This window comes from Streptomyces sp. x-19 (assembly GCF_046549115.1).
Classification (GTDB): domain Bacteria; phylum Actinomycetota; class Actinomycetes; order Streptomycetales; family Streptomycetaceae; genus Streptomyces; species Streptomyces albulus_C.
In genome coordinates this window covers 1-22088 of sequence record NZ_JAJPWK010000038.1, presented here as the reverse complement: position 1 = coordinate 22088, position 22088 = coordinate 1, and the positions used below count along the sequence as shown (strand labels likewise).

Annotated in this window: 24 protein-coding genes; 7 read left to right on the top strand and 17 right to left on the bottom strand. The window is 72.1% G+C overall.

Features of this window, described 5'->3' with window-relative positions; all coding sequences use genetic code 11:
• Positions 1-11 precede the first annotated feature (11 nt).
• The 4 genes from ACLJT4_RS39430 to ACLJT4_RS39415 form a co-directional block, all read right to left on the bottom strand.
• Complete coding sequence (locus tag ACLJT4_RS39430) at positions 12-650, bottom strand: DedA family protein (RefSeq protein WP_411129873.1); 639 nt, start codon at positions 648-650, stop codon at positions 12-14.
• A gap of 154 nt (positions 651-804) precedes the next feature.
• On the bottom strand, positions 805-1269 hold the full coding sequence (locus ACLJT4_RS39425) for a DoxX family protein (protein ID WP_411129872.1): 465 nt from the start codon (positions 1267-1269) through the stop codon (positions 805-807).
• A 123-nt stretch (positions 1270-1392) separates the two neighbouring features.
• Positions 1393-3315: an FAD/NAD(P)-binding protein gene (locus ACLJT4_RS39420; RefSeq protein WP_411129871.1), complete on the bottom strand. Its 1923-nt coding sequence runs from the start codon at positions 3313-3315 to the stop codon at positions 1393-1395.
• 294 nt (positions 3316-3609) lie between these two features.
• Positions 3610-4254 carry an HNH endonuclease family protein gene (locus tag ACLJT4_RS39415; protein ID WP_016577384.1) on the bottom strand — a complete coding sequence of 215 codons (645 nt, stop codon included), beginning with the start codon at positions 4252-4254 and terminating at the stop codon, positions 3610-3612.
• Positions 4255-4399: 145 nt separating this feature from the next.
• On the opposite strand from ACLJT4_RS39415, the gene ACLJT4_RS39410 reads away from it, so the two are divergent.
• A complete protein-coding gene (locus tag ACLJT4_RS39410) occupies positions 4400-5146 on the top strand; it encodes an ABC transporter permease (protein WP_411129870.1) in 747 nt (248 codons plus the stop codon).
• Between the two features lie 90 nt (positions 5147-5236).
• Here ACLJT4_RS39410 and ACLJT4_RS39405 read toward each other — a convergent pair whose 3' ends face one another.
• Positions 5237-5899 (bottom strand): HAD-IA family hydrolase, encoded by a 663-nt coding sequence (locus ACLJT4_RS39405; RefSeq protein ID WP_411129869.1) that lies wholly within the window; start codon positions 5897-5899, stop codon positions 5237-5239.
• A 300-nt stretch (positions 5900-6199) separates the two neighbouring features.
• Positions 6200-7156 (bottom strand): peptidoglycan-binding domain-containing protein, encoded by a 957-nt coding sequence (locus ACLJT4_RS39400; RefSeq protein ID WP_411129868.1) that lies wholly within the window; start codon positions 7154-7156, stop codon positions 6200-6202.
• Positions 7157-7550: 394 nt separating this feature from the next.
• Here ACLJT4_RS39400 and ACLJT4_RS39395 point away from each other — a divergent pair, with 394 nt between their 5' ends.
• The gene (locus ACLJT4_RS39395) at positions 7551-9632 is read left to right on the top strand and encodes an MFS transporter (protein WP_411129867.1); all 2082 of its coding nucleotides are present in this window, start codon (positions 7551-7553) and stop codon (positions 9630-9632) included.
• A 25-nt stretch (positions 9633-9657) separates the two neighbouring features.
• Here ACLJT4_RS39395 and ACLJT4_RS39390 read toward each other — a convergent pair whose 3' ends face one another.
• The 6 genes from ACLJT4_RS39390 to ACLJT4_RS39365 form a co-directional block, all read right to left on the bottom strand.
• The gene (locus tag ACLJT4_RS39390) at positions 9658-10203 is read right to left on the bottom strand and encodes a GNAT family N-acetyltransferase (protein WP_411129866.1); all 546 of its coding nucleotides are present in this window, start codon (positions 10201-10203) and stop codon (positions 9658-9660) included.
• 113 nt (positions 10204-10316) lie between these two features.
• The gene (locus ACLJT4_RS39385) at positions 10317-10637 is read right to left on the bottom strand and encodes an antibiotic biosynthesis monooxygenase family protein (RefSeq protein ID WP_411129865.1); all 321 of its coding nucleotides are present in this window, start codon (positions 10635-10637) and stop codon (positions 10317-10319) included.
• Positions 10638-10816: 179 nt separating this feature from the next.
• Positions 10817-11005, bottom strand: coding sequence for a DUF397 domain-containing protein (locus tag ACLJT4_RS39380; RefSeq protein WP_411129864.1), 189 nt, complete (start codon positions 11003-11005; stop codon positions 10817-10819).
• Positions 11006-11115: 110 nt separating this feature from the next.
• A complete protein-coding gene (locus tag ACLJT4_RS39375; protein ID WP_411129863.1) occupies positions 11116-11304 on the bottom strand; it encodes a DUF397 domain-containing protein in 189 nt (62 codons plus the stop codon).
• 243 nt (positions 11305-11547) lie between these two features.
• Positions 11548-11745, bottom strand: coding sequence for a DUF397 domain-containing protein (locus tag ACLJT4_RS39370; protein ID WP_411129862.1), 198 nt, complete (start codon positions 11743-11745; stop codon positions 11548-11550).
• Positions 11742-12572 (bottom strand): helix-turn-helix domain-containing protein, encoded by an 831-nt coding sequence (locus tag ACLJT4_RS39365; RefSeq protein ID WP_411129861.1) that lies wholly within the window; start codon positions 12570-12572, stop codon positions 11742-11744. The genes ACLJT4_RS39370 and ACLJT4_RS39365 overlap by 4 nt, the downstream gene beginning before the upstream one ends.
• 854 nt (positions 12573-13426) lie before the next feature.
• Here ACLJT4_RS39365 and ACLJT4_RS39360 point away from each other — a divergent pair.
• The 3 genes from ACLJT4_RS39360 to ACLJT4_RS39350 all read left to right on the top strand — a co-directional run bounded on the left by ACLJT4_RS39360 (position 13427) and on the right by ACLJT4_RS39350 (position 15762).
• Positions 13427-13744, top strand: a complete 318-nt coding sequence (locus ACLJT4_RS39360) for a hypothetical protein (protein WP_411129860.1) — start codon at positions 13427-13429, stop codon at positions 13742-13744.
• Positions 13745-14065: 321 nt separating this feature from the next.
• Positions 14066-14962 carry a radical SAM/SPASM domain-containing protein gene (locus tag ACLJT4_RS39355; protein ID WP_411129859.1) on the top strand — a complete coding sequence of 299 codons (897 nt, stop codon included), beginning with the start codon at positions 14066-14068 and terminating at the stop codon, positions 14960-14962.
• On the top strand, positions 14944-15762 hold the full coding sequence (locus tag ACLJT4_RS39350; protein WP_411129858.1) for a phosphotransferase: 819 nt from the start codon (positions 14944-14946) through the stop codon (positions 15760-15762). Before ACLJT4_RS39355 ends, ACLJT4_RS39350 begins: the two co-directional genes overlap by 19 nt.
• A 194-nt stretch (positions 15763-15956) precedes the next feature.
• Here ACLJT4_RS39350 and ACLJT4_RS39345 read toward each other — a convergent pair whose 3' ends face one another.
• Positions 15957-16283, bottom strand: coding sequence for an FKBP-type peptidyl-prolyl cis-trans isomerase (locus ACLJT4_RS39345; RefSeq protein ID WP_411129857.1), 327 nt, complete (start codon positions 16281-16283; stop codon positions 15957-15959).
• A gap of 234 nt (positions 16284-16517) precedes the next feature.
• On the opposite strand from ACLJT4_RS39345, the gene ACLJT4_RS39340 reads away from it, so the two are divergent.
• The gene (locus ACLJT4_RS39340) at positions 16518-16754 is read left to right on the top strand and encodes a hypothetical protein (protein WP_411129856.1); all 237 of its coding nucleotides are present in this window, start codon (positions 16518-16520) and stop codon (positions 16752-16754) included.
• Positions 16755-16780: 26 nt separating this feature from the next.
• On the opposite strand, the gene ACLJT4_RS39335 is transcribed toward ACLJT4_RS39340, so the two are convergent.
• The 4 genes from ACLJT4_RS39335 to ACLJT4_RS39320 all read right to left on the bottom strand — a co-directional run bounded on the left by ACLJT4_RS39335 (position 16781) and on the right by ACLJT4_RS39320 (position 21623).
• Positions 16781-17926: a DUF2330 domain-containing protein gene (locus ACLJT4_RS39335; protein ID WP_411129855.1), complete on the bottom strand. Its 1146-nt coding sequence runs from the start codon at positions 17924-17926 to the stop codon at positions 16781-16783.
• 185 nt (positions 17927-18111) lie between these two features.
• Positions 18112-19593: a glycine betaine/L-proline transporter ProP gene (gene proP / locus ACLJT4_RS39330; protein WP_411129854.1), complete on the bottom strand. Its 1482-nt coding sequence runs from the start codon at positions 19591-19593 to the stop codon at positions 18112-18114.
• Between the two features lie 472 nt (positions 19594-20065).
• Positions 20066-21091, bottom strand: coding sequence for a CU044_5270 family protein (locus ACLJT4_RS39325; RefSeq protein ID WP_411129853.1), 1026 nt, complete (start codon positions 21089-21091; stop codon positions 20066-20068).
• Complete coding sequence (locus ACLJT4_RS39320) at positions 21084-21623, bottom strand: RNA polymerase sigma factor (protein ID WP_411129852.1); 540 nt, start codon at positions 21621-21623, stop codon at positions 21084-21086. Before ACLJT4_RS39320 ends, ACLJT4_RS39325 begins: the two co-directional genes overlap by 8 nt.
• A 116-nt stretch (positions 21624-21739) precedes the next feature.
• On the opposite strand from ACLJT4_RS39320, the gene ACLJT4_RS39315 reads away from it, so the two are divergent.
• Positions 21740-22088, top strand: a 349-nt coding sequence (locus ACLJT4_RS39315) for a cbb3-type cytochrome c oxidase subunit I (RefSeq protein WP_411129851.1), incomplete at its 3' end; no start/stop codon positions are given.

The following is a 22088-nucleotide window of genomic DNA, read 5'->3' as shown; positions in this document are numbered from 1 at the left end:
CCGGCCGGCGGTCAGTGCGCGGCGGTCTGTCGTTCCGGGCGCCGCATGAGGTACACGGCGACCGAGCCCGCTATGAAGAGCGCCAGGACGGAGAGGGCGGTGCTCATCCAGGACGCGCCGAGCCAGTGGCCGCCGAAGTAGCCCAGGCTGACGCTGTACGCGGCCCAGGCCAGGCCGGCCAGTGCCGACCAGGGGAGGAACTCGCGGATCGTCCGGTGCGCCACGCCGGCGCCCAGGCTGACCACGGAGCGTCCGGCGGGCGCGAAGCGGGCCAGTACGACGATGCCGCCGCCGCCCCGGGTGAGCGCCGTGCCCAGGCGCTGCTGGGCGGCGGCCAAGCGGCGGGAGCGCCCGATGGCGCGGTCGAAGCGGTCGCCGCCGCGCCAGGCCAGCCGGTAGGCGACCAGGTCGCCGAGGACCGAGGCGGACGCCGCGCAGAGCACCAGGGAGGCCATTTCGGCCAGGTGGTTGCCGTGCGGGACGGAGGCGGCGACGTCGGCGGCGGGGCCGTAGCCGGCGGCCGTGGTGGCCGCGGTGACCACCAGGACCCCGCTCGGCAGGATCGGGACGAAGACGTCGAGGACGACCGAGAGGCCGACGATCACGTACACCCAGGGGGTGCCGCTCAGCGACCCCAGGCTCTCCACCAACGTCTTGCTCCCGGTCCGGACCCCGCCGCGACGTCGCTCGGCGCGGCAGGGGCGGCACTACAGCCATACAGCGTACGCCTGGCCGAAAAGTGCGCCCGGGCCGGGGCGGGAAAGCGGTCCCGCCCGGGCCCGGGCCCGGGCGTCGGCGCGGGCGTCAGACGGTGCTCGCGGCGCGCTCGGCGACCGGCGCCGGCTCCTGCGCCGAGCCGTTGGAGAAGAGCCGGTCCAGCGCCCAGGAGCCGGGGCCGGTGAAGACGATCAGCAGGAAGGCCCAGCAGAACATCGCGGCCGCCTCGCCGCCGTTCTGGAGCGGCCACAGCGCGTGCGGCTGGTGCATCGTGAAGTAGGCGTACGCCATCGAGCCGGAGCTGACGAACGCCGCCGCCCGGGTGCCCAGGCCCAGCAGTACCAGGAGGCCGCCGGCCAGCTGGATGACCGCGGCGTACCAGCCGGGCCAGGTGCCGGTCGGGACGGCGTGTCCGGTGCCCATCGCGCCGCCGAGGACGCCGAAGATCGAGGCCGCGCCGTGGCAGGCGAAGAGGAGCCCGACGACGATGCGGAAGAGCGCCAGGGCGTGCGGCGTCGATTTCTGGGTGAAGGAGTTCAGGGGAGCGGACATGAGGTGACTCCTAGGACTTCGGGGACGTGTGCGGGCGCGGGGGACGTCGCGCCCACGGAGTCCTGTAGATTAGGCGCACCTAACTAATGCTTGCAAGTTCAACATTCCGCGTGAAAGCGGGAGCTATTGGTCCGAACCAATGAGATTTGAGGCGGTCTTTGCGGCACGCAGTGCCGCCCGCGCCACCGCGTCGGTGTCGGCCAGCGTGACCGAACCCACCCCCGGGCGTGCCCCCGCCGCCGTCACCCAGTGCACGCCCTCCGTCGGCACCCCGACCGCGAACCGCCGCGGATGCGGCCGGCCGTCCGCCCCGATGAGGTGGTACGGGCTCGGCGACACGTCCAGGCCGCCGGTCTCGTAGCCGTCCGCGGCGTGCGGCCGGCAGCCGCCGTCCGCCAGCAGCCCGGCCAGCAGCGCGTCCCCGGTCCGCCGCAGGTCCGGCTCCGGCAGCCGGGCCTCTATCAGGGCCCCGGCGGTGACGCACGAGCCCGGGACGGCCGGGGAGTGCGCCGTGAAACCGGGCGCCGTCCCGTCCGTGCCGGTCGCCCGGACCTCCATGCCGGGGCCGACGACCTCCAGCACCCCCGCCTCGACGAGGGCCGCCATCTCCGCTATCCGGCGGCGCGGCGGCCCGATCGACAGGAAGGCGTTCAGCGGGGTGTACCAGCGGTCCAGGTGGTCGCGGCGGGAGGCGCCTGCCAGGCCGCCGTGGTCGACGATCAGCCGCAGCTCGTTGCGCAGGTCCCGCAGCACGTCCAGGGCCGCCTTCACCGGGCCGGCCACGTTGCCCTGCCGGGCGTGCGCGACGTCGGCCCGCAGGCGGTCCAGCAGCCAGGCGCGGAACGCGGCCCGGTCGGCGAACGGCCCCGCCGGGCACGGCCGGGTGGTTTGGTCCCAGTCCCAGCGGTCGGCGGGTGCCAGGCCGAAGGCGTCGAGCACCGCGGCCTCGCCGGGGTCGCGGTGCGCGCTGCCCAGGAAGCGTTCCCGGAAGCGGTCCCGTTCGGCGTCGGGCAGGCCGCCGCGGCCGGTGGCGCGGCGCGCCAGCAGCGCCTCGTAGTAGACCGCCTCCACCTCCTTGGCCACCAGCGGCCAGACCTCCGTCAGGAAGTCCGGTGGGTCGCCGGCGTCCGCCCGCTTGCGGAACGCCGCGATCACGTCCGCGGTGAGCAGCAGCGGCAGGTGCCGGCCGTGCGCGCCCTTCGCGTTGTCACCGCGCGCGTGGTACGGCACGCCGCGCCGTGAGCCGGCGTACAACCGGGGCTCGCGCCCCGACGGCCGGTAGCCCAGTGTGCCGTCGGGCCCGGAGGTGAACCGGCCGCCGCGGCCCGCGGTCAGCAGCGCCAGGTGGTCGAAGAAGTTCAGCCCGAGGCCGCGCAGCAGTACGGGGCGGCCCGCGGGCAGCGCCGCCAACTCGGCGGTGAGGTCGGCGGGGTTGGCGGGCGGCAGATAGTGCAGGCCGTGGGCGGCGGCGTGGTCGGCCAGGCTCCGTTGGCCGGCGTCCGGGCGGGTCGGCAGGTGGCCCTGGGCCAGCACCACGGCGCCCAGCCCGGACAGCGTCCGACCGTCGTCGAGGGTGAGTGCCTGGCTGCCGTCGGCGGCCTCGGCCAGGCGCACCGCGCGGGCCCGGTGCGCCACGACCCGCACCCCGTCCGGGGCGGTGCGCACCGTGTGCCGGAAGACCCACTCCAGGTAGCGGCCGTAGAGCGCGCGCCCCGGATAGTCGTCCGGTCCGACGTCGCACCCGTCCCAGTCGTGCAGGCTCGGCCCGGTGCGGATCGGCCCCGCGCACTCCACGCTGGCGTCGGTGAAGAGGGTGACCTGTGAGGCCACGGTGTTCATCAACAGGTCGGCGGGCTGGTCGGGACGCCACACCTGGCCGGCGCCGGGCGGGGCCGGGTCGATGACGTGGACGGTCAGCCGGGTGCCCGGCGCCAGCTCGGCGGCCGAGGCGCAGATCCGCTCCAGGACACTCGTCCCGCGCGGACCCGCCCCGACGACGGCGAGGCGGGCGGGGGGACGGTCGGCGGGGTGGGCGGCGGCGGCCACGAGCGGCTCTCCCTGGGGCGGCGGACGACCGGCACGCGGGACAGCGCTCCGGCCGTCGAAGGGCGGACGACGGCAAATGTGCGCCCCATCATCACCGTCCGATGCGCCGCCACGGCACCCGGGTGGGCAAAAGATTCGGCCGGAATCCCAGGTGGGCGGGGCACCGGTGGCGGCGAACCGCACCGCATCGGCGCTTCACCGGCAACGGACGCATCGGGCCGGGAACCCGTCCAAAACCCTCCGCAACCCTCCGCAGCCCTCCGCGGCGCCGTGCCCGGTGCCCTGCCCGACGGCTCAGCAGCCGTCCAGGATCTTCTTCAGCGCGGCCTTCTCCGCCTGGTCCGCGGTCAGCCCGTAGGTGTGCTTGACCCACACCCACATCCGGGCGTACTCGCAGTGGTACGACGCCTTCGGCGGCAGCCACTCGGCCGGGTCCTTGTCGCCCTTGGCCTGGTTGACGTTGTCGGTGACGGCGATCAGTTGGGAGTGCGTCAGGTCGTTGGCGAACTCCTGGCGGCGCGCGGTGGTCCACTGGGCGGCGCCGGACTTCCACGCCTCCGACAGCGGGACGACGTGGTCGATGTCCAGGTCGGACGCCTGGGTCCAGGTCGCCCCGTCGTAGGCGGAGACCCAGGTGCCGCTCACCGCGGCGCAGCTGCCGTCCTGCTGGACGTTCCTGCCGTCGCGCTTGAGCACCACCTCGCGGGTGTTGCAGCTGTTGCCCTGGTCGATCCAGTGCGGGAACTTGTCGCGGCTGTAGCCGTCTTGGGGGCCCTCGGCCTGCTCCTTGATCTGCCCGAGGTAGGTCCGCGCGGTGGCGGCGCTCGGCGGGGCGGGCGGGGCGGCCTGGGCGGGCGGTCCGCTCAGGATGAGGGTGCAGGTCAGGGCGGCGGTCGTGGCCGCGATGAAGGACACGCGACGCGCGTAGCCCAGTGGCATCGGAACTCCCTTGGTATGGGGGGAAGTTGACGTGCGCTCGGGCCCATGGTGGGTGCGTGGGGTTGCCGGCGCATGGGCTCCGGGTGACAGCGTGGCGACATGTGCACGTCACTTCAAGGGTTTGGTGTCCCCCTACAGTGGGCGGGTGCTGCTGCCGGTCACTCCCGTCCTCGGCGTCGTCCTCGCCGTCCTCCTGCTCGCCGCGGTGGCCGTCGCCGCGCTGGCCCGACTCGGCCACGCCCGGGCGATCGCCCTCGCCGGCCTGCGCGCGGCGGTCCAACTCGCCGCCGTCTCCTTTCTCATCGGCTGGGTCGTGCGCGTCCTGCCCGCCTTGCTGTGCTTCCTGCTCCTGATGTTCGCGGTGGCGGTCCGCACCGCGGGCCGGCGGATCACCGCCAACCGCACCTGGTGGTGGGCCGCGGCGCCGATCGCCGCCGGCGCCCTCCCCGTCGTCGGGGTGCTGCTGCTCACCGGCCTGCTGCCGCCGCGCGGGCTCGCCGTGATCCCGGTCGCGGGCATCCTGATCGGCGGCGCGCTGACCGCGACCGTCCTCGCCGGGCGTCGGGCGCTGGACCAACTGGAGCTGCGGCGCGGGGAGTTCGAGGCCGGACTGGCCCTCGGGCTACTGGACCGGGAGGCGCGGATGGAGGTGGCCCGGCCCGCCGCGGCGGACGCCCTGCTGCCGGGCCTCGACCAGACCCGGACGGTCGGGCTGGTCACCCTCCCCGGCGCGTTCGTCGGCATGCTGCTGGGCGGCGCCTCGCCCGTGCAGGCCGGCGCGGTCCAGCTCTTCGTCCTGGTCGCACTCCTGGCCGTGCAGGCGGTCGCGTGCGCGGTGGTACTGGAGCTGATCGCCCGCGGACGGATCCACCGCGTGCCGACGGGGCGCTGACGCCGCCGGCGCCTCCCGGCGCCGACCGCGGGCGCGCCGACGGCCCGGCGGCTTGCGACCGTCCGGGCCGTACAGGGGGCGGAGCGGGTCTCAGGCGCTGATACGGACCGCGATCCCGCCGTCCACCAGCGCCTCGACGCGGAGCTGGGTGAGGTCGCGGACGTGCGCGGTGGGGGCGAACCGGGCGGCCCGCTCGCCGACCCCGACGACCCGCATGCCGGCGGCCCGGCCGGCCTCGATGCCCGCCTCGGAGTCCTCGAAGACCAGGCAGTCCTCGGGTGCGAAGCCCAGCTCGGCGGCGCCCTTGAGGAAGCCCTCCGGGTCCGGCTTGCTGGCGCTCACCGATTCCGCGGTGATCCGCACCTCCGGCATGGGCAGCGCGGCCGCGCCCATGCGGGCCTCGGCCAGCGCGATGTCGGCGGAGGTCACCAGGGCGTGCGGCAACCGGGCGAGGGCGGCCATGAAGGCGGGGGCGCCGGGCACCGGCACCACGCCCTCGACGTCGGCGGTCTCCTGCTCCAGCATCCGCCGGTTGTCGGCCAGGTTCTGCTCCATCGGGCGGTCCGGCAGCAGCGCCGCCATGGTGGCCCAGCCCTGGCGCCCGTGGACGACCTGGAGCACGTCCTCGGCCGGCAGTCCCTGTTCGACCGCCCAGCGCCGCCAACAGCGCTCCACGACGGCCTCGGAGTTCACGATGGTCGAGTCCATGTCCAGCAGCAGGGCGCGGGCTATGAGCGTGGTGGTGGCCGGCATCGGCGGGCTCCTGGGCGCGGTGGGGCTGGCAGCTGCGCTGTCAGGGGGCGGAAGGACACAAGCGGTCCCGCCCGCCGGTCAGGGAGTGCGGGCGGAACCACTTTGTTTTCCCACGATACAAAGAGGTGCGGGCCACCGACAACCGCTCCCGCCTCCGAACGGCATGGCATTCGTCACGGTCCGGGGGACATGTCGCCCTCCGACGGCGTCCTCCGACGGCGTCCTCCGATGGCGCGCGCCGTACGGGCCGCGGGCGCGGAACCGGGCGCGTCCACCGGGTCCGCCGGGCCCACCGACCGGTCACGGCTGCCCGGTGCGCGCCTCAAGGGACGCGCGGGTCGCGGGCCCGTAGACGCCGTCCGGATCCCCGTGCACCCCGTAGGTCCGCTGGTACCGCGCCACCGCGTCCCGCACCGCCGCGCCGTACTGGCCGTCCGCCGCCCCCGCGTAGAGCGCCACCTGCCGCAGCCGCCCCTGGAGCTCGACCACCTCCGGGCCGCTGGAGCCCTCGCGGAGCGCGATCGGTCCGCTCGGCGGCGCGCTGGGGGCGACGTCGCCCGTCGGCACCGCGACGCTGCCGGACGCCCGCACCGGGGACGGCGGCGGGGTCGGCGGGCGGGGCGGGGCAACGGTTGCCCCGGGGCGCCGGGAACGCGAGGTGGCGGGGGCGGGACGCTCGGGGGCCGGCGCGGAACGGGTGGGCCCGGCGGTGGTCGGGAGGGCCGTGGTGGGGGCGATCGCGCCGCCGTCCGGGGGCGCCGCCCGGTCGCGGTCGCCGCCGTGGAGCACCCCGGTGCCGAGCACGATCGCCGCGGCGGCCACCGCGGCACCGGTGACGGCCAGGAGGGCCGGCCGGCCGCGGCGCCGCCCCGTGGGGGCGGGCGCCCCGGGGGCGCGCTCCGGAGCGAGGGGGGCGACCGGCGGATCGTTGGGGCCCGGCCCGGACGCCCGGAACGTCTGGGACGCGGGGCCGGCGGGGCGGGACGCCCGGTGGACCGCGGCGTCCACGCCGGGTAAGTCCTCCAAAGCATCCAGCCGCCCCCAGTCACCGAGGCCGGAACCCGATCCGGCGTCGCCGGGCGGGGCGCCGCCCCCGGCCCCGTCCGGCCCGCCGCCGTCCCGGTCCGGCAACGAGACGTACGGCCGTAAGCGCAGCGGGTCAAAGTCCTCCGCCTCGGCCGCCGCGCACAGGCAGGTCGGCCGGCCGTCGCCGCGTACCGGGGCGAAGCAGTGCGGGCAGGTGGCTGCTGCCGTCACGAAGGGTCCCCTCTCTGGAGGCGCGAACCGGCAGCCGATTATGCAGAGCGCCCGCCCCCGCCCGCAGGCGCTCCACGAGATCCGCGCGACCTCTTCCGGCGCCGTCCGCCCGGCACCGCCCGGCATCGCCCGGTCCGGCCCGTCCCGTCCCCCGCTCCGGGCCCCGTCTGCCCGCCCGCGGTCCGTCGCGCCGCCCCGGGGGCGGCAGCCGGCCGGCGGGCGCTCAGCGGGCCGTTTCGCGCGGAAACGCCCACGATGGAGTGAAGGAAAACGAAGGAAGTGCAGAAAGCGAAGGACGCCAGGCGACGGCCCGGCCCGCCGCGCGCCCCGTCCCGCCCGCGGGCGGGTGTGCCGGCGCCGGCACGCCGGGCCGGAGACGAGGGAGACGACGCTCATGGCGCAGGACACCGCTGCTCCTGCCGTTCCCGGCGAGGACCGCTCGCGACGCACGGTCCTGGTCGCGATCGGCGCGCTGCTGCTCGGTCTGCTCATCGCGGCACTCGATCAGACCATCGTCGCCACCGCGCTGCCCACCATCGTCAGCGACCTCGGCGGACTGGACCACCTCTCCTGGGTGGTCACCGCCTACCTGCTGGCGTCCACGGCCGCGACGCCGCTGTGGGGCAAGCTCGGCGACCAGTACGGCCGCAAGAAGCTGTTCCAGGCCGCCATCGTGATCTTCCTGATCGGCTCGGTGCTCTGCGGCCTCGCCCGGAACATGGGGGAGCTGATCGGCTTCCGAGCCCTGCAGGGCCTGGGCGGCGGCGGCCTGATCGTGCTGTCGATGGCGATCGTCGGGGACATCGTGCCGCCCCGCGAACGCGGCAAGTACCAGGGGCTGTTCGGCGCCGTGTTCGGCGGCACCAGCGTCCTGGGACCGCTGCTCGGCGGGCTGTTCGTGGACCACCTCAGCTGGCGCTGGGTCTTCTACATCAACGTCCCCATCGGCATCGTCGCGCTCGCCGTCATCGCCGCCGTGCTGCACATCCCGGCGCGCCGGACCCCGCACCGGATCGACTACCTGGGCACCGCCCTGATCGCCGCGGTCGCCGCCTGCCTCGTCCTGATGACCTCGCTCGGCGGCGTCAGCTACCCGTGGGGCTCCTGGCAGACCGCCCTGCTCGCCGGGCTCGGCGTGGTGCTGCTCGCCGCGTTCGTCGTCGTCGAACGCCGGGCCGCGGAACCGGTCATCCCGCTGCGCCTGTTCACCTCGCGCACCTTCACCCTCTGCGCGGTCATCGGCTTCGTGATCGGCTTCGCGATGTTCGGCTCGATGACGTACCTGCCGACGTTCCTCCAGGTCGTGCAGCGGGTCTCGCCGACCATGTCCGGCGTGCACATGCTGCCGATGGTGTTCGGCATGTTGCTGTCCTCGACCGCCTCCGGGCAGATCGTCTCCCGCACCGGCCACTACAAGGTCTTCCCCGTCGCGGGCACCGCGGTGGTCGCGCTCGGCCTGCTGCTCCTGCACCAGCTCGACCCGACCAGCGGCGTCGCGCTGATGAGCACCTACTTCTTCGTCTTCGGCTTCGGGCTGGGCCTGGTCATGCAGGTCCTGGTCCTCATCGTGCAGAACGCCGTGCCCTACGAGGACCTCGGGGTGGCCACGTCGGGCGCCACGTTCTTCCGCTCCATCGGCGCCTCGTTCGGCGTCTCGATCTTCGGCACGATCTTCGCCAACCGGCTCGGCCCGCGGATCGCCGACGTCCTCGCCGGGCAGCGCCTGCCGTCCGGCGTCTCCCCGACGGCGATCGCCCAGGACCCGCGGACGATCACCAAACTGCCGCCCGCGCAGGCCGCCGGCGTCCTCGGTGCCTACTCCTCCTCCATCACCGACGTCTTCCTCTACGCCGTCCCCGTCGTCCTGGTCGCCTTCGCCCTGGCCTGGTTCCTCAAGGAGGAGCCGTTGCGCGGCAGCGTCATGGCCCCCGACACCAGCGAGGTCCTGTGTTCCAACCCCGTCGAGCGCTCCTCCCGCGAGGAGGTCGCCCGAGCACTGTCCAAACTGGGCAGCGCGGCGGGCCGCAAGGACATCTACGAGAAGATCACCGCCCGCGCCGGCCTCGACCTGAAACCGGCGGCCAGTTGGCTGGTGCTGCGCATCCTCCGTTGCGGCTCGGTGGAACCGGCGCTGCTGGCGGAGCGCAGCCGGGTGCCGCTGGGCGTGATCACCGAGGGCGTCCGGCAGATCGAGGAACGCGGCCTGGCCCGGCGCGAGGGGCTGATGCTGCTGCTCACCGACGACGGGCGGGCCGCCGCCGGACGGCTCTCCGAGGCCCGTCAGGCGTCGCTGGCGGAGTTGCTCGGCGACTGGTGGACCACCGACCGACCCACCGACCTCACTGACCTCGTCCGGGAGTTGACGTCGGAGCTGTGCGGCTCGGACGACGAGGAACCGCACAACGGCGACGCCCGCCAACCGTTGCCCCGCACCCCGGCCGCCGCCCCGCCGCGCCCGCCGGACCTCACCAAGTGACCGGCCGCCACCGCGCGGCCGGACGTCACCCCGCGGCGTGCGCCCCCGACCCCACCAGCCGCTTCTCGAAGAAGATCTCCGCGTAGCGGTCGTCGTGGTACGGGGCGATCTCGACGTAGCCGCGGCGCCGGTAGAGGGCGACGGCCTCCGTCAGGTCCCGTCGGGTGTCCAGCCGGATCCGCTCCGCGCCCAGCCGGACCGCGGCGGCCTCCGCGGCCTCCAGCAGCCGCCCCGCCACGCCCCGCCCCCGCCGGGCGGGCCGGACGAACACCTGCTTCAACTCCGCGGTCCGGGCGTCCCACAGCCGCACCCCGGCGCACCCGACGGGCTCGTCGTCTGCGTCCCGCGCCACCAGCAACACCCCGTGCGGCGGCAGCAGCGCGTCGCTCGGGTACTCGGCCACGCCCTCGTCGATCTCCTGCGGCGTGGAGCGGCGCCCCTCGTGCAAGACGTAGTACCGGTCGGCGACATCGGTGTAGTACTCGCGCAACAGGGCCAGCGCCAGCGGCGACGCGGCCGGTTCGACGGTGACGGTCCAGGACGGGGCGGCGGCATCGCTCATGACAGTCATGTCACGCCGCGGCGACGCCCGGCGCAACAGGTTTTGCCGGCCCGGGGCGACCGCCCGCCGCACGGGCGGTCGCGCCGCCGCGGGCCGCTCCCGCCGGGCGGTTGGGCGCGGGGCTACTCGCTCTTCGGCGCGGCCTGCTGCACGACCTCGAACGACCAGACCGTGGACCCGCTGGCGGCCGGCTTCGGCCGGTCGCCGCCGCCCTGGTGAGCGGCCTTCATCGGCCCCTCCATCCATGCCTGGAACGACTCCTCGTCCCGCCACCGGGTGTACACCAGGTAGTTGTCGGTGCCCTCGACGGGGCGGAGGAGCTCGAACCACTCGAAGCCGTCCGAACTCTCCACCGCGTGCGCACGGGAGGCGAAGCGCTGCTCCAGCGTCTCGCGCTGCTCGGCCGGGACGGTCAGGACGTTGATCTTTACCACGCTGGGCACAAGGCACCTCTCACGAAACGGACGCTGACTGGTCGCACAACCTCGACCAACTGCGTGCAGTCTCCTACACGGGCCGGTCAAAACGCCGTGAAGGCCACGACGGATCGTTCCGGCCCGCGCGAGAGCAGTAACCCCACTACTCCGGAGTGGCGGGAGTGGCGGGGCGTCCTGGTGGTGCTTCAGCCGTGCGCCTTGGCGAAGGCGACCAGCCCGGCGAACGCCTGCGGGGTGAGCGAGAGCTGCGGGCCGCGCGGGTCCTTGCTGTCGCGGACGGGGACGATACCGGGGACGTTGGCGGCGACCTCGACGCAGTTACCGCCGTTGTTGCTGTAGGAGGACTTGAACCAGCGGGGGGAGTCGGTCGTCACGGGGTGCCCTTTCGAAGCGTGAGTACAGCGTTCCGGAGGGGGCGTCTCGTTCCGCAGCACCACCCGGCTACTCCGGGGCGGTGGGAGTAGCGGGGTGGCCTGGTGGTGGTTCAGCCGTGCGCCTTGGCGAAGGCGACCAGGTCGGCGAACGCCTGCGGGGTGAGTGAGAGTTGCGGGCCGTGCGGGTCCTTGCTGTCGCGGACGGGGACGATGCCGGGGACGTTGGCGGCGACCTCGACGCAGTTACCGCCGTTGCTGCTGTAGGAGGACTTGAACCAGCGAAAGGATTCGGTCGTCACGGGCTGCCCTTTCGAAGCTGTTCGATCACGACTACGGATTCTGTGTGCGACTGGGCTTCGGGCCTGCAACCGATGGTAGGCCGACAGGGGGCCTGAAGGGACGCCAGGTCTTCATCGATCCGGCGTGTTTGGTGGTTCAGTTCATGCACGTAAGTACCGCGTTGCGGAAGGGGCTGCCTCGTTCCGCAGGAGCAGCCCCGCTACTCCGGGATGGTGGGAGTAGCGAGGCTGCCGGGTGGTGGTTCAGCCGTGCGTCTTGGCGAAGGAGACCAGGCCAGCGAAGGCGCGCGAAGTCAAAGTGAGGTACGGGCCGTGCGGGTCCTTGCTGTCACGAACCAGAACCTCATCGGTGCTCAGGGCGTGCTCCGGCGCCCACTCGACACACTGGCCGCCGTTGTCGCTGTAGGAAGATTTGACCCATCGGAGGGAAGAGCTGGTCACTGGGTGCCCTTTCGTAACTCGTTGATCAAGGCCACAGACGCCGCCTGGGGGTACGCGTCGGCTTGCAACTGATGGTAGGCCGTCAGTATGGGCAACACCGAGGTGCTTTCCCGTTCGAGATGACCCCGTTGAGCTGACTCGGCGTATGACATGAGCGAGCGATCCGGCAGCGTCAGCACATTGATCGGCAACCTGAACGTTCGACGCTCTCCCATGTCGAACGGTGCCACCTGGAACACGATGTTCGGCATCTCTGCAAACTCGACCAGGCGCGCAAACTGTGCGCCCATGATGGCATCTCCGCCGACGGGCCAACGGATGCAGCTTTCGTCTAGCAGCGCGAAAACCAACGGTGGGTGTGGCCGGACCAGTGCGGCCTGACGTTCTGCTACGAGCGAGACTCGTTCGTCTGCCTGCTCAGGCGTGATCGCGCCGCGCTTGACCGCGCTCTCGGCGAGGACCGATGCGTACTCCGGCGTCTGCAACAGCCCTGGGATTACGCCCACTTCATACAGGCGGATCTCTGCTGCACGGCCCTCGTGGCTGACGTACTCCGGGAACCCCTCCAGCAGGCTCCCGTGTTTGATCTCGCGCCACTCGCGCTCGAACAGATCTCCAGTCCCAAGGGCCTTGTCGGCGCCTGCCGCGAACCGATGGGTTGGTGGCCTCCGCCCAGTTTCGACGGCAGAAACGTGCGCCCCAGTGCAGCCGATCCGCTCGCCCAAATCGTCCTGTGTCCAACCTTGTTCGTCCCGTAACCTGCGCAGACGCGTCCCGAAGCGGGCGCCGGGTGATGCTTCGGGATCCAGCTCCTTGCGGTTCACCATGACCATCCTCAACTCAGCAATCGGGTTTCCCTAGTTGATGGGTGCACCGACTGTAGTCCACGCTGAACGCTCCCGGTAGCGATCCCGCTACGGAGAGGAGTGGGTCATGCCCCCCGAAAACCCCGCCACTCAACATGCACCGCCCCCGGCGACCGTCTGGTTCGGCAAGTGGACGCCGTTGCCGGCGAACATCCCGCGCGGACCGTACATCGCGCCAACGCCCGCCATTCTGCGAGACGTTGAAGCCGGACTGCGACGGCTGGTGAACCATGGTTGACGTCTTCATCGAGTGCGGCGAGGTGCTGATCCGGTCCGCGCTGGACTACCCCCCTTGCCGCTGCGGCGGCGCGACGTGCCCCGACGTGACGCGCACGGCTGACGGCGACGAGGCGGAGCGCCAGCGGCCCGACGGCCATCGGGACTCCCGCGTCCTGCGGGATCTCCGGTCCCGTGTGCGTGATGACAACGCCCGTCGGAGGTACTGACGTTGACTGGCCACAAAACGCACCGTGCACCCGGCGGACGGATCGTCGGGAGCGTGCTCGCGCTGGTGGTGGGAGTCGCGGCGGTGCCCGCCGTGTCCCTCCTCCTCGCTCGATGATCTGCCCCGGCCCTCATCTGCAATGCCGGGGGTGTGACGGCCGGGGAAAAGTGACGGGGCACATCCTTCGGGTAAACCCCTCCCTCTCCGGAGTGACCGTGACGGTGTACCTCGGATCGGGGTGTCGGCCCTGCGGCGGGAACGCCTATTTCTGCCTGGCGAACCCGAAATGTGAAGGCCCCCACGAGGGCGCGACCCCGGTAATTCTCGCGTACAAGCTCCCCCCGGTATGAACTCGTACAGGAAGGTCACCATGATGAACACGCCGCCGGTATCCCGCGCCCTCGTGAGCCAGGTGGGTACCGACTACTTCGAAATGGCCGATCACAGGGCGGCGATGGAAGTCGGTGCCGACTTCGTCAACGCCTTTCTTCGCCTCGCCGTCGACTTCCCCAACATCGGCGTGGTGCAGGTGAACGGCCGGGACTTCGCATACCGCCTCGACGTCGGCTTCCTGACCATCGACGAAGCCAAGGAGGTGACGCGGAACGTCGATGCCCTCATGGATGAACTCCAGGCATTCCGCGAAAAAGCGGCCGCCGAGCACACCGAAGCGAAAGCCGGTAGCTAGGTCACGCTTCAGCAGCCGAGGTGTACGAGGCACGATGCCCCCTCGTGCGGTATCCGGTGCCGCCGCCGGTACCTGCCTGCAAGTGCGGTACCACGCGTACGTACACAAAGACAAGAAGTAGCCGGCGGTCGTAGGGAAAGCCTGGGTGCGCCAAGAATGGCGAATAACGCCCCTTTCAACTCCGTTCCTGCCGATCGATGCTCGACGTTCGCCCGGCGTCCGTGAATCTCGGTGAGCGCAGGAAAAACTTTACCCCGGCCCCTGTGAGGCGGGGCCGGGGCGGGCAGCAAGAGTCAGTGCATCGTCCAACACGAAAGGGTCATGAAAGTGACAACGGCCATCGAAGCCAGCACCGCCGAACAGACCCGAACGCAACTCCTGTGGCTGGACCTGACACGTAAGTGCCAGCTTCAGTGCAGCCACTGCTACAACGCGTCCGGCCCGGATGGCACCCACGGAACCATGAGCCGCGTGGACTGGATTAGGGTTCTGGACCAGGCCGCAGCCTACGGGGTGCACAAAATCCAATTCATCGGTGGTGAGCCGACGATGCACCCCAACTTTGCGGAATTGGTGGACCACGCGCTGACCATCGGCCTGAACGTGGAGGTCTACAGCAACTTGGTGCACGTCTCCAATGAGTGCTGGGAGGTGTTCCAGCGAGAGGGGCTCTCCCTCGCCACCTCGTACTACTCCGACGAGGCTGAGCAGCACAACGCGATGACCGGTCGCCGGTCCCACGCACGAACGCGAACGAACATCGAACGCGCGGTGGGGCTCGGAATCCCGCTGCGGGTGGGAATCGTCGATGCGGGGGAAGGGCAGCGGGTCTCGGAGGCACGGCGCGAACTGGAGGCACTGGGTGTGACCCGCATTGGTGAGGATCACGTCAGGCCCTTCGGGCGAGGGGCGCAGGATCAGTCGCCGGACACTGCCAATCTGTGCGGCCGGTGTGGTACCGGAAGGGCAGCGGTCAGCCCATCCGGTGACGTATCCCCGTGCGTGTTCTCGGGCTGGATGGGCGTAGGCAACGTCAAGAACGTCCCGCTCGCCTCTATCCTCAGCGGTGCCGCTATGAGCCAGGCCACTGAGTCCATTCGAACCATGGTCGGTCGAGGTGGCGGAGAGGACGAGGGAGGGGACGGCACTTGCGACCCGGTAGGGGATGGTGAGTGCACACCGGGGTTCCCGAGTAGTTCTTGCAGCCCGAGGAGCTGAGCAATATCAACCCGCCGGACGCTCAGGCAGTGTGGAATCTGGTTCGCCCGTACACCGGAGAACAGCGCGACGTCCAGCCGACAGGTCGCGGATACGGTGCGGACGTTACGGCCCTTGTCCAGTGTGAGAACGGGCCCGTATTCGTCAAAGCCTGCCGAAACCGTCCCGGAGGCCGACGCGCCTCCCTCATCCGGGAACGGTTGGTCAATCCGTATGTACGTGCCGTTTCAGCAGAGCTGCGATGGCACGCCGAAGACGCCGAGTGGATCGCACTCGGCTTCGAGGCCATCGAGGGGCGATCGGCGGACTTCGCTCCGGGCTCACCGGACCTTGTGGCAGTTGTCGGCGTCGTTGAGCGCATCGGGGAGCTCCCTCTTCCGGAGCAAGCGCACGACTGGCAGGAGACCCGGTGGGACCGTTTCGCCGACGAAGCAGAGGCCCGCTTGTTCAGGGGCACGACGCTGCTGTTCACCGACATCAACCCGGACAACGTGATGATCGGGAACGGAAGAGCCTGGGCTGTGGACTGGTCATGGCCGACCCGTGGGGCCGGTTTCATCGATCCGGCGTGTCTGGTGGTTCAGCTCATCGCCGCAGGCCATACGGCAGAGGCCGCCGAATCCTGGGTTGCGGACTGTAAGGGCTGGGCTGGCGCGGGCCGTCGGGAGATCGACGCATTCGCCGCGGCAACTCTGCGTATGAATCGTACGGTTGCTGAACGTCGGCCGGATGAATCATGGCTTCAGTCCATGGTTGAAGCCGCACGTGCATGGTGTGAACACCGTGGTGTGACTGCATGAGTCGCTCTGGCGGGTCCAGGTAAGCACTGCGTTGCGGAACGACGAGCGGCACGCCATCTGCGGGTGAACCGGGCCTCGTCCAGGCGCAGTTGGTGCGACTGTCGGCGCGGCTTGCGGTGCGGAGCCGGCCGGCCGGGCCGGCCGACCGGGGAGCCACCGCTCCCCGGCCCGCAGCCCCACCGGCCGCCGGTCGATCAGTTGATCGCGAGCAGCTCCACGTCGAAGACGAGGGTGGCGTTCGGCGGAATGACGCCGGGGACGCCGCGCGGGCCGTAGCCGTAGTCCGCGGTGATGACGAGCTTCGCGCGCTCCCCCAGCGACATCTGCGGAACGCCCTCGTCCCAGCCCTTGATCAGCTGGCCGACGCCTATGTCGCAGACGAACGGCTCGTTCCGGTCGCGGCTGGAGTCGAACTTCTGCCCGTTCTCCAGCGTTCCGGTGTAGTGCATGGTGATCGAGTCACCGGCCTTCGGAAAATTCTTGCCGTCCCCGGCCGTAATGACTTCCCTGGTCACACCCATGTCAGATCCTTTCAACAGTGGTCAGTAACAGCGGTCAGAAGACCCTATCGAAGCGTGCTCGCACACCCGCACGGGCGCGGGCCGGTCGACGGTCCGCCGGCGGGGGCGTCGGACGAGTCGGCTGATTTGTGACGGTTACCGGGCGGCCCGGCCGGACAGGTACCGCCCGCCCCTCGAAGGAGGTCCGGGGCCCGCACAGGGACGTGACAGGGACGCGACAGGGAGGAGCGGAACGTGGCCGAGGCACGCGCGGGGAACACGGAAGGCGCTGACGGGGCGGAGGACGCCCCGAGGGCGCGGCTGGAGGCGGCGCGGGACTACGCGCGGCAGATGGCGGCGGAACTGGTGGCGGGGCGCGTCTGGCACGACGAGGACGGGCAGCGGATGCCGTTCCCGCCCCTCGGGGACCCGACCCGGGCGCACATCGTGTCGTACACGGTGATCGCGGAAGTCCTCGACCGGGCCCTGTAGTCGCGCCGCCGCCCACGGCGCATCGGTCAGCCCGGCGGCGTCGGGGGCCGCGCCGTGGGGACCGCCGGGCCGCGGCGACGGCGGCCGGCGGTCAGCGCGGCGGTGGCCGCCATCAGCAGGAACAGGGCGGCGCCCGCGGTGGGGATCCAGAGGGGGATGCCGCCGACGGTCAGCAGGGTGTCGACCTGGCGCACCCGCCGGTACGGGGTGTCCGCGGCGGCGCGCCGGAACTCGTGGTCGCCGCTGATGCGTTGCGGCTGCGGGAAGTCCTGGTCGAGGGCGGTCAGGAAGACGGGGGCGGGGCCGGCGAAGTCGCGGACGGCGTCCTCGGGTCGGATCCGGCCCGCGTAGACGACGCGGGGCGGTGCGCCGCCGATGGCGCCGCGCGGCGCCATCCGGTGCGGGGCCAGGAGGTACAGGCTCAGCGCCTGCGGGGTGGAGGCGAGGCGGGACAGCCGCATCGGGTAGACGAGGCGGTCGGAGGCGAAGGACAGCACGAGCGGGTCCAGGGTGCCGGTGAGGGGGGTGCCGTGGTCGGCGGGGGCGAGCCGGACCGCCACGTACTCCCAGCGCTGCGCCACGTACGGGCGGAGCGCCTCGGCCAGCGCGGGGGGCAGACGGAAGCCGTGGGCGGCGAGCCAACCGCGCAGCGCGCCGGGGTCGGTGGCGGTCAGGCGGGTGACGTCGAACGGTCCCAGCCGTTCGCGGCCGACGACGCCGACCGACGGGTCCGCGGGCGGCGGGGCGGCGGAGACCGCACCGTCGAAGTCCGCCTCGAAGGGCCAGTCGCCGCCGCGCGGCCAGAAGTAGTGCCGGAGTTCGACGGCCGGGGCGGTGATGTCGCCGAGCTCGTCGGGGAGTTCGGGGTCGCCCAGCCGTACGGTGGCGCGGTGCGGGACCGGCATGATCCAGGCGGCGTCCGGGGCGGTGCCGTCGACGGTGAGGCTCATGGCGATCCGTTCGGTGTCGCCGTCCCACTGCACCACCGACGTCTCGTGGTGCACCGCCACCGTGGTGTCCGGGCCGTGCACCATCGCCCCGCAGCCACAGGCGTACGCGGGCCGGGCGAGCCACCCCATCTGCACGGCCAGCAGCACCAGGACCAGGCACAGCGCCCGCCGGCGCGCCGCCGTGCCCGCCGCCCCCGTCGTTCCGCCCGTCGCCACGGTCATGGTGGTCTCCCGTTCCGCGCCCGGCGATCCGCACGATCGCCAGGGTCACAGACGGGCGCAGCGGTGTCACTGGTTCCCCTTGTCCGTCCGGTGTCACCCGGACGCGGTGGCGCCGCATGACGAACGGCCGGTCGCCGGACCCGCGGTGGGGTCCGGCGACCGGCCGTCGTGCAGTGTGGGCGGGTTCAGCGGGCCGCGGCCGCCGCGGTCAGCTCGCGGGCCTCGGCCTCGGTCTCCACCGCAGGCGGGGAGCCGGGCAGCGGCTTGCCGGCGGTCTCCGACATCAGCAGGACCGCGATGCCACCGATCACGGCCGCCGCCATCATGTAGTAGGCCGGCACCATCTTGTTGCCGGTCGCGCCGATCAGGGCGGTGACCACCAGCGGGGTGGTGCCGCCGAAGAGCGACACCGAGATGTTGAAGCCGATGGACAGCGAGCCGTAGCGCACCTGGGTCGGGAAGAGCGCGGGCAGCGCGGAGGGCATCGCGGCGGTGAAGCACACCAGCAGCAGGCCGAGGATGCCGGTGCCCACCGCGATGGCGGCCAGCGAACCCTGACGGATCAGCAGCAGCGCCGGCACCGACAGCACCAGGAAGCCCACGCAGCCGGCGGCGATGATCGGGCGGCGGCCGAAGCGGTCGGAGAGCTTGCCCACGAACGGCTGGACGCACATCATCGCGACCATGACGACGAGGATGACCATCAGGCCGTGCGTCTCGTCGTACTTCAGCTCCGAGGTGAGGTAGCTCGGCAGGTACGACAGCAGCATGTAGTCGGTGACGTTGAAGACCAGGACCAGGCCGACGCAGAGCAGCATGGCGCGCCACTGACCGAAGATCATCTCGCGCAGCCCGATCCGCTTCTCGACCTCGCGGCGCGCCTTCTCCTTGGCGTGCGCCTCCTTCTCCAACCGGGCGAAGGCCGGGGTCTCTTCGAGCCGCATCCGCAGGTAGAGGCCGATGATGCCCATCGGTCCCGCGATCAGGAACGGGATCCGCCAACCCCACGAGTGCAGGTCCTCGGTGGACAGCAGCGCGGTCATCAGCGTGACCAGGCCGGCGCCGCCGACGTAGCCGGCGAGGGTGCCGAACTCCAGCCAACTGCCGAGGAACCCGCGCTTCTTGTCGGGCGCGTACTCGGCGATGAAGGTGGAGGCGCCGCCGTACTCGCCGCCGGTGGAGAAGCCCTGGACCAGGCGGGCCAGGAGCAGCAGGATCGGTGCGCCGACGCCGATCATGGCGTAGGAGGGGATCAGGCCGATGGCGAAGGTGCCGGCGGCCATCATGATCATGGTGATGGCGAGGACCTTCTGGCGGCCGATGCGGTCGCCGAGCGGGCCGAAGAACATCCCGCCGAGCGGGCGCACCAGGAAGGCCGCGGCGAAGGTGCCGAAGGTCGACAGCAGCTGCGCGGTCGGGTTCCCGGACGGGAAGAAGACGTGGCCGAGGGTGACCGCGATGTAGCTGTAGACGCCGAAGTCGAACCACTCCATCGCATTGCCGAGGGCGGCCGCCGACACCGCGCGCTTCACCATCGCGGGGTCGACGACGGTCACCTCGCCCGGTGTCTGCTGCTGGGGGGCCGTCTGCCGCGGCTCGGGGGCAGCGTCGGAGTCTTTGCCGACGCCCTTACGGGACCCGGGTGCGAGGGGGGACTGCGTCGGCACGTGTTCGCTCGCCTGCGCTCTCTGGGACGACTACAAGGGCATGCTCCCGCCATGGCGTGGAGGGGCAAAGGACGACCATAGGGGCAGACCGGGTCATCACGGACGGTGTGCGGATGGCTGCACAGTCGCTCGTCTACCCTCTCCTCGCTGGGCAAACGTGCATCCGCGAACTTTCTCGCCGGGGTGTCGTTTGTGATCCATCTCGCGGGGATTGGCTGCAACCGCAGGGTGGATTGTGGTCCGCGTCACGCGCGAGCGGGGGCGGGGAGGCTCCGCGTTCGCATACGGAAACGGCACGTGAGGATGCGGAGCGCGACGATCCACTCTCGGTGCGGCCCGGCGGGGCCCACGGAAACGGCGCGGTGGTGCGTCGCGCCCCACCGCGCCGAAGGATCGTCGCGTTCCTCCAGGATCGGCCAGGGGCGGGCGTCCCGCCACTCGGGCCGCCGCCCCTCCCCGCGAAGCGCCCGCCTCACGGCATCCACGCCTCGTACGACATCACCTCGCCCGCGGTGATCCGGAAGTCGGGCAGGTCCTTGGTGAAAGTGATCTCCGTGCCCAGCAGTTGGCCGGTGCGCGGATCGAGGATCACCATCTGGCGGGTGGCGTCCATCGCGCCGTCGGGCCCGTCGTGCACGAACGCCTGCCCGCGCCGGCCCAGTCGGTCGGTGACCGCACCGGCCGGCCGCAGCCCCCCGGTGTCCGCCAGCAGTTCCACGATCGCCGCGGTCTCCCGCGGGCCCGGCGTCCACTCCTGACGGAACGACGAGAGCGCCATCAGCAGTTGCGGGACGGTCGCCGCCCCGTCGTCGCCGTTCGCCGCCCCGTAGAGGGAGGTCAGCAGCGCGCGCAGCGCCGCGGGGTCGGTGGGCGGCCTCGTCCGGGCGGCGAGGCCCCCGTGCGGTGCGCCCGACCCCGGCGGATAGGTCGCGCGGTGCAGCACCTTGCCGTCGCTGACGGTCCGCCAGCGGCCGTCGGCATCGTGGATGACCGGGCGGCCCGGGTGTTGCGGGTCGGTGGCGACGACCAGTTCGGAGCCGCTGCCGTCGGCGTTCCACCGGGTGATGCGCTCCTCGGGGACGGTCACCGGGGACGCGGTGTCCGGGCCGGTCCCCATGGACAGGGTCCAGCTCTGCAGGTGGCTGCCGCGCCGCGGCCCGTCGGCCGGGCCGGCCGCCCGGGCCCGCGCCCGGGCGATGCGGGCGAGCCCGGCCAGCGAGGGCTCGGCAGCGGCGGCGTGCGGCACCAGGGCGGCGGGGGCCGCGACGGCCGGGCTGCTGCCCGCGTCGGTGAGGGTGAAGGCGAGCACCGCGACCAGCGCCAGCACCGCCGCCTCGGCGCGCAGCACCAGGCGGCGGCGGGCCCGTCGGGTGCGGCTCTGGTGCAGCAGCCGGTTCAGACCGCGTTCGGCGGTGGCGTCCAACGGGCGGTCCCGCCAGCGGCCCTCGTCGGCCGGCACCGGGTTGGCCGCGCGCAGCAGCTCCAGTTCGTCACGCATGGCCGTCGCCTCCTGCTCGTGCGGACACGGTGGTCCGGGTGCGGTCGATCTCCGTGCGCAGGCGGCGCCGGGCCCGGTGCAGCCGCATGGCCGCCGCGCTCCGGCCGCAGCCGAGGGCCACCGCCAGTTCCTCGACGGTCAGTTCCTCCCAGGCGGTCAGCCGCAGCACCTCCTGGTCGCCGGCGGGGAGCCGGTCCAGTGCCTCGTGCACCCAGGAGCCGGGCCGCTCGGCGTCGGGGCTCTGCACGGTCTGCCGGCCGTGCGCCGCCTCGTGGTTGCCGATCCGGTGCAGCAGCCGCCGGTAGCGCCCGATCCCGCGGACCGTATTGGCCAGGCAGTTGCGGGCCACTCCGTACAGCCAGGGCAGCGGCGGGTCGGGGAGTTCGGCCCGGCGCCGCCACGCTATGGAGAAGACGTCCGCCACCACCTCCTCGACCTCGTGTGCCGGGGCGTCCAGCCGGCGCGCCACGAAGCGGCTGACCGCCCAGTAGTGCGCGCGATATGCCTCGGCGAAGGCGTCGTCCGTGCTCATGGAACCCCTGTGTCCGGCAACGTCTGGATCTTCACACCCCACCGGGGTGACCCTTCACACCCCGGTGGCGGGCCGCCCGGAGTGACGCTCCACGGCGAGCCGGACACCAACGGGGCATGAAGCTCCCCGCACTGTCGTCACCGGCGGCCGGGTCCGCGGCGCGACCGCACGGCGCGGCGCGGTCCGCCGCGCCGCGGAACCCGGTGAAGTGGCTGACGACCACCGACCACAAGACCATCGGCACGCTCTACCTGGTGACCGCCTTCGCCTTCTTCTGCGTGGGCGGCCTGCTGGCGCTGTTGATGCGCGCCGAACTAGCCCGTCCAGGGCACCAGTTGATGTCGAACGAGCAGTTCAACCAGGCGTTCACGATGCACGGCACGATCATGCTGCTGATGTTCGCGACGCCGTTGTTCGCCGGGTTCGCGAACTGGATCATGCCGCTGCAGATCGGTGCGCCGGACG

What these genes read in the sequence shown, in the direction of transcription:
- ACLJT4_RS39320 (WP_411129852.1), bottom strand. Translation starts at nt 21,623, where the DNA reads ATGAGCACGGACGACGCCTTCGCCGAGGCATATCGCGCGCACTACTGG.
- ACLJT4_RS39355 (WP_411129859.1), top strand. Translation starts at nt 14,066, where the DNA reads ATGAAAGTGACAACGGCCATCGAAGCCAGCACCGCCGAACAGACCCGA.
- ACLJT4_RS39415 (WP_016577384.1), bottom strand. Translation starts at nt 4,254, where the DNA reads ATGCCACTGGGCTACGCGCGTCGCGTGTCCTTCATCGCGGCCACGACC.
- ACLJT4_RS39425 (WP_411129872.1), bottom strand. Translation starts at nt 1,269, where the DNA reads ATGTCCGCTCCCCTGAACTCCTTCACCCAGAAATCGACGCCGCACGCC.
- ACLJT4_RS39345 (WP_411129857.1), bottom strand. Translation starts at nt 16,283, where the DNA reads ATGGGTGTGACCAGGGAAGTCATTACGGCCGGGGACGGCAAGAATTTT.
- ACLJT4_RS39395 (WP_411129867.1), top strand. Translation starts at nt 7,551, where the DNA reads ATGGCGCAGGACACCGCTGCTCCTGCCGTTCCCGGCGAGGACCGCTCG.
- ACLJT4_RS39405 (WP_411129869.1), bottom strand. Translation starts at nt 5,899, where the DNA reads ATGCCGGCCACCACCACGCTCATAGCCCGCGCCCTGCTGCTGGACATG.
- ACLJT4_RS39325 (WP_411129853.1), bottom strand. Translation starts at nt 21,091, where the DNA reads ATGCGTGACGAACTGGAGCTGCTGCGCGCGGCCAACCCGGTGCCGGCC.
- ACLJT4_RS39390 (WP_411129866.1), bottom strand. Translation starts at nt 10,203, where the DNA reads ATGACTGTCATGAGCGATGCCGCCGCCCCGTCCTGGACCGTCACCGTC.
- ACLJT4_RS39365 (WP_411129861.1), bottom strand. Translation starts at nt 12,572, where the DNA reads ATGGTGAACCGCAAGGAGCTGGATCCCGAAGCATCACCCGGCGCCCGC.
- ACLJT4_RS39335 (WP_411129855.1), bottom strand. Translation starts at nt 17,926, where the DNA reads ATGACCGTGGCGACGGGCGGAACGACGGGGGCGGCGGGCACGGCGGCG.
- ACLJT4_RS39360 (WP_411129860.1), top strand. Translation starts at nt 13,427, where the DNA reads ATGATGAACACGCCGCCGGTATCCCGCGCCCTCGTGAGCCAGGTGGGT.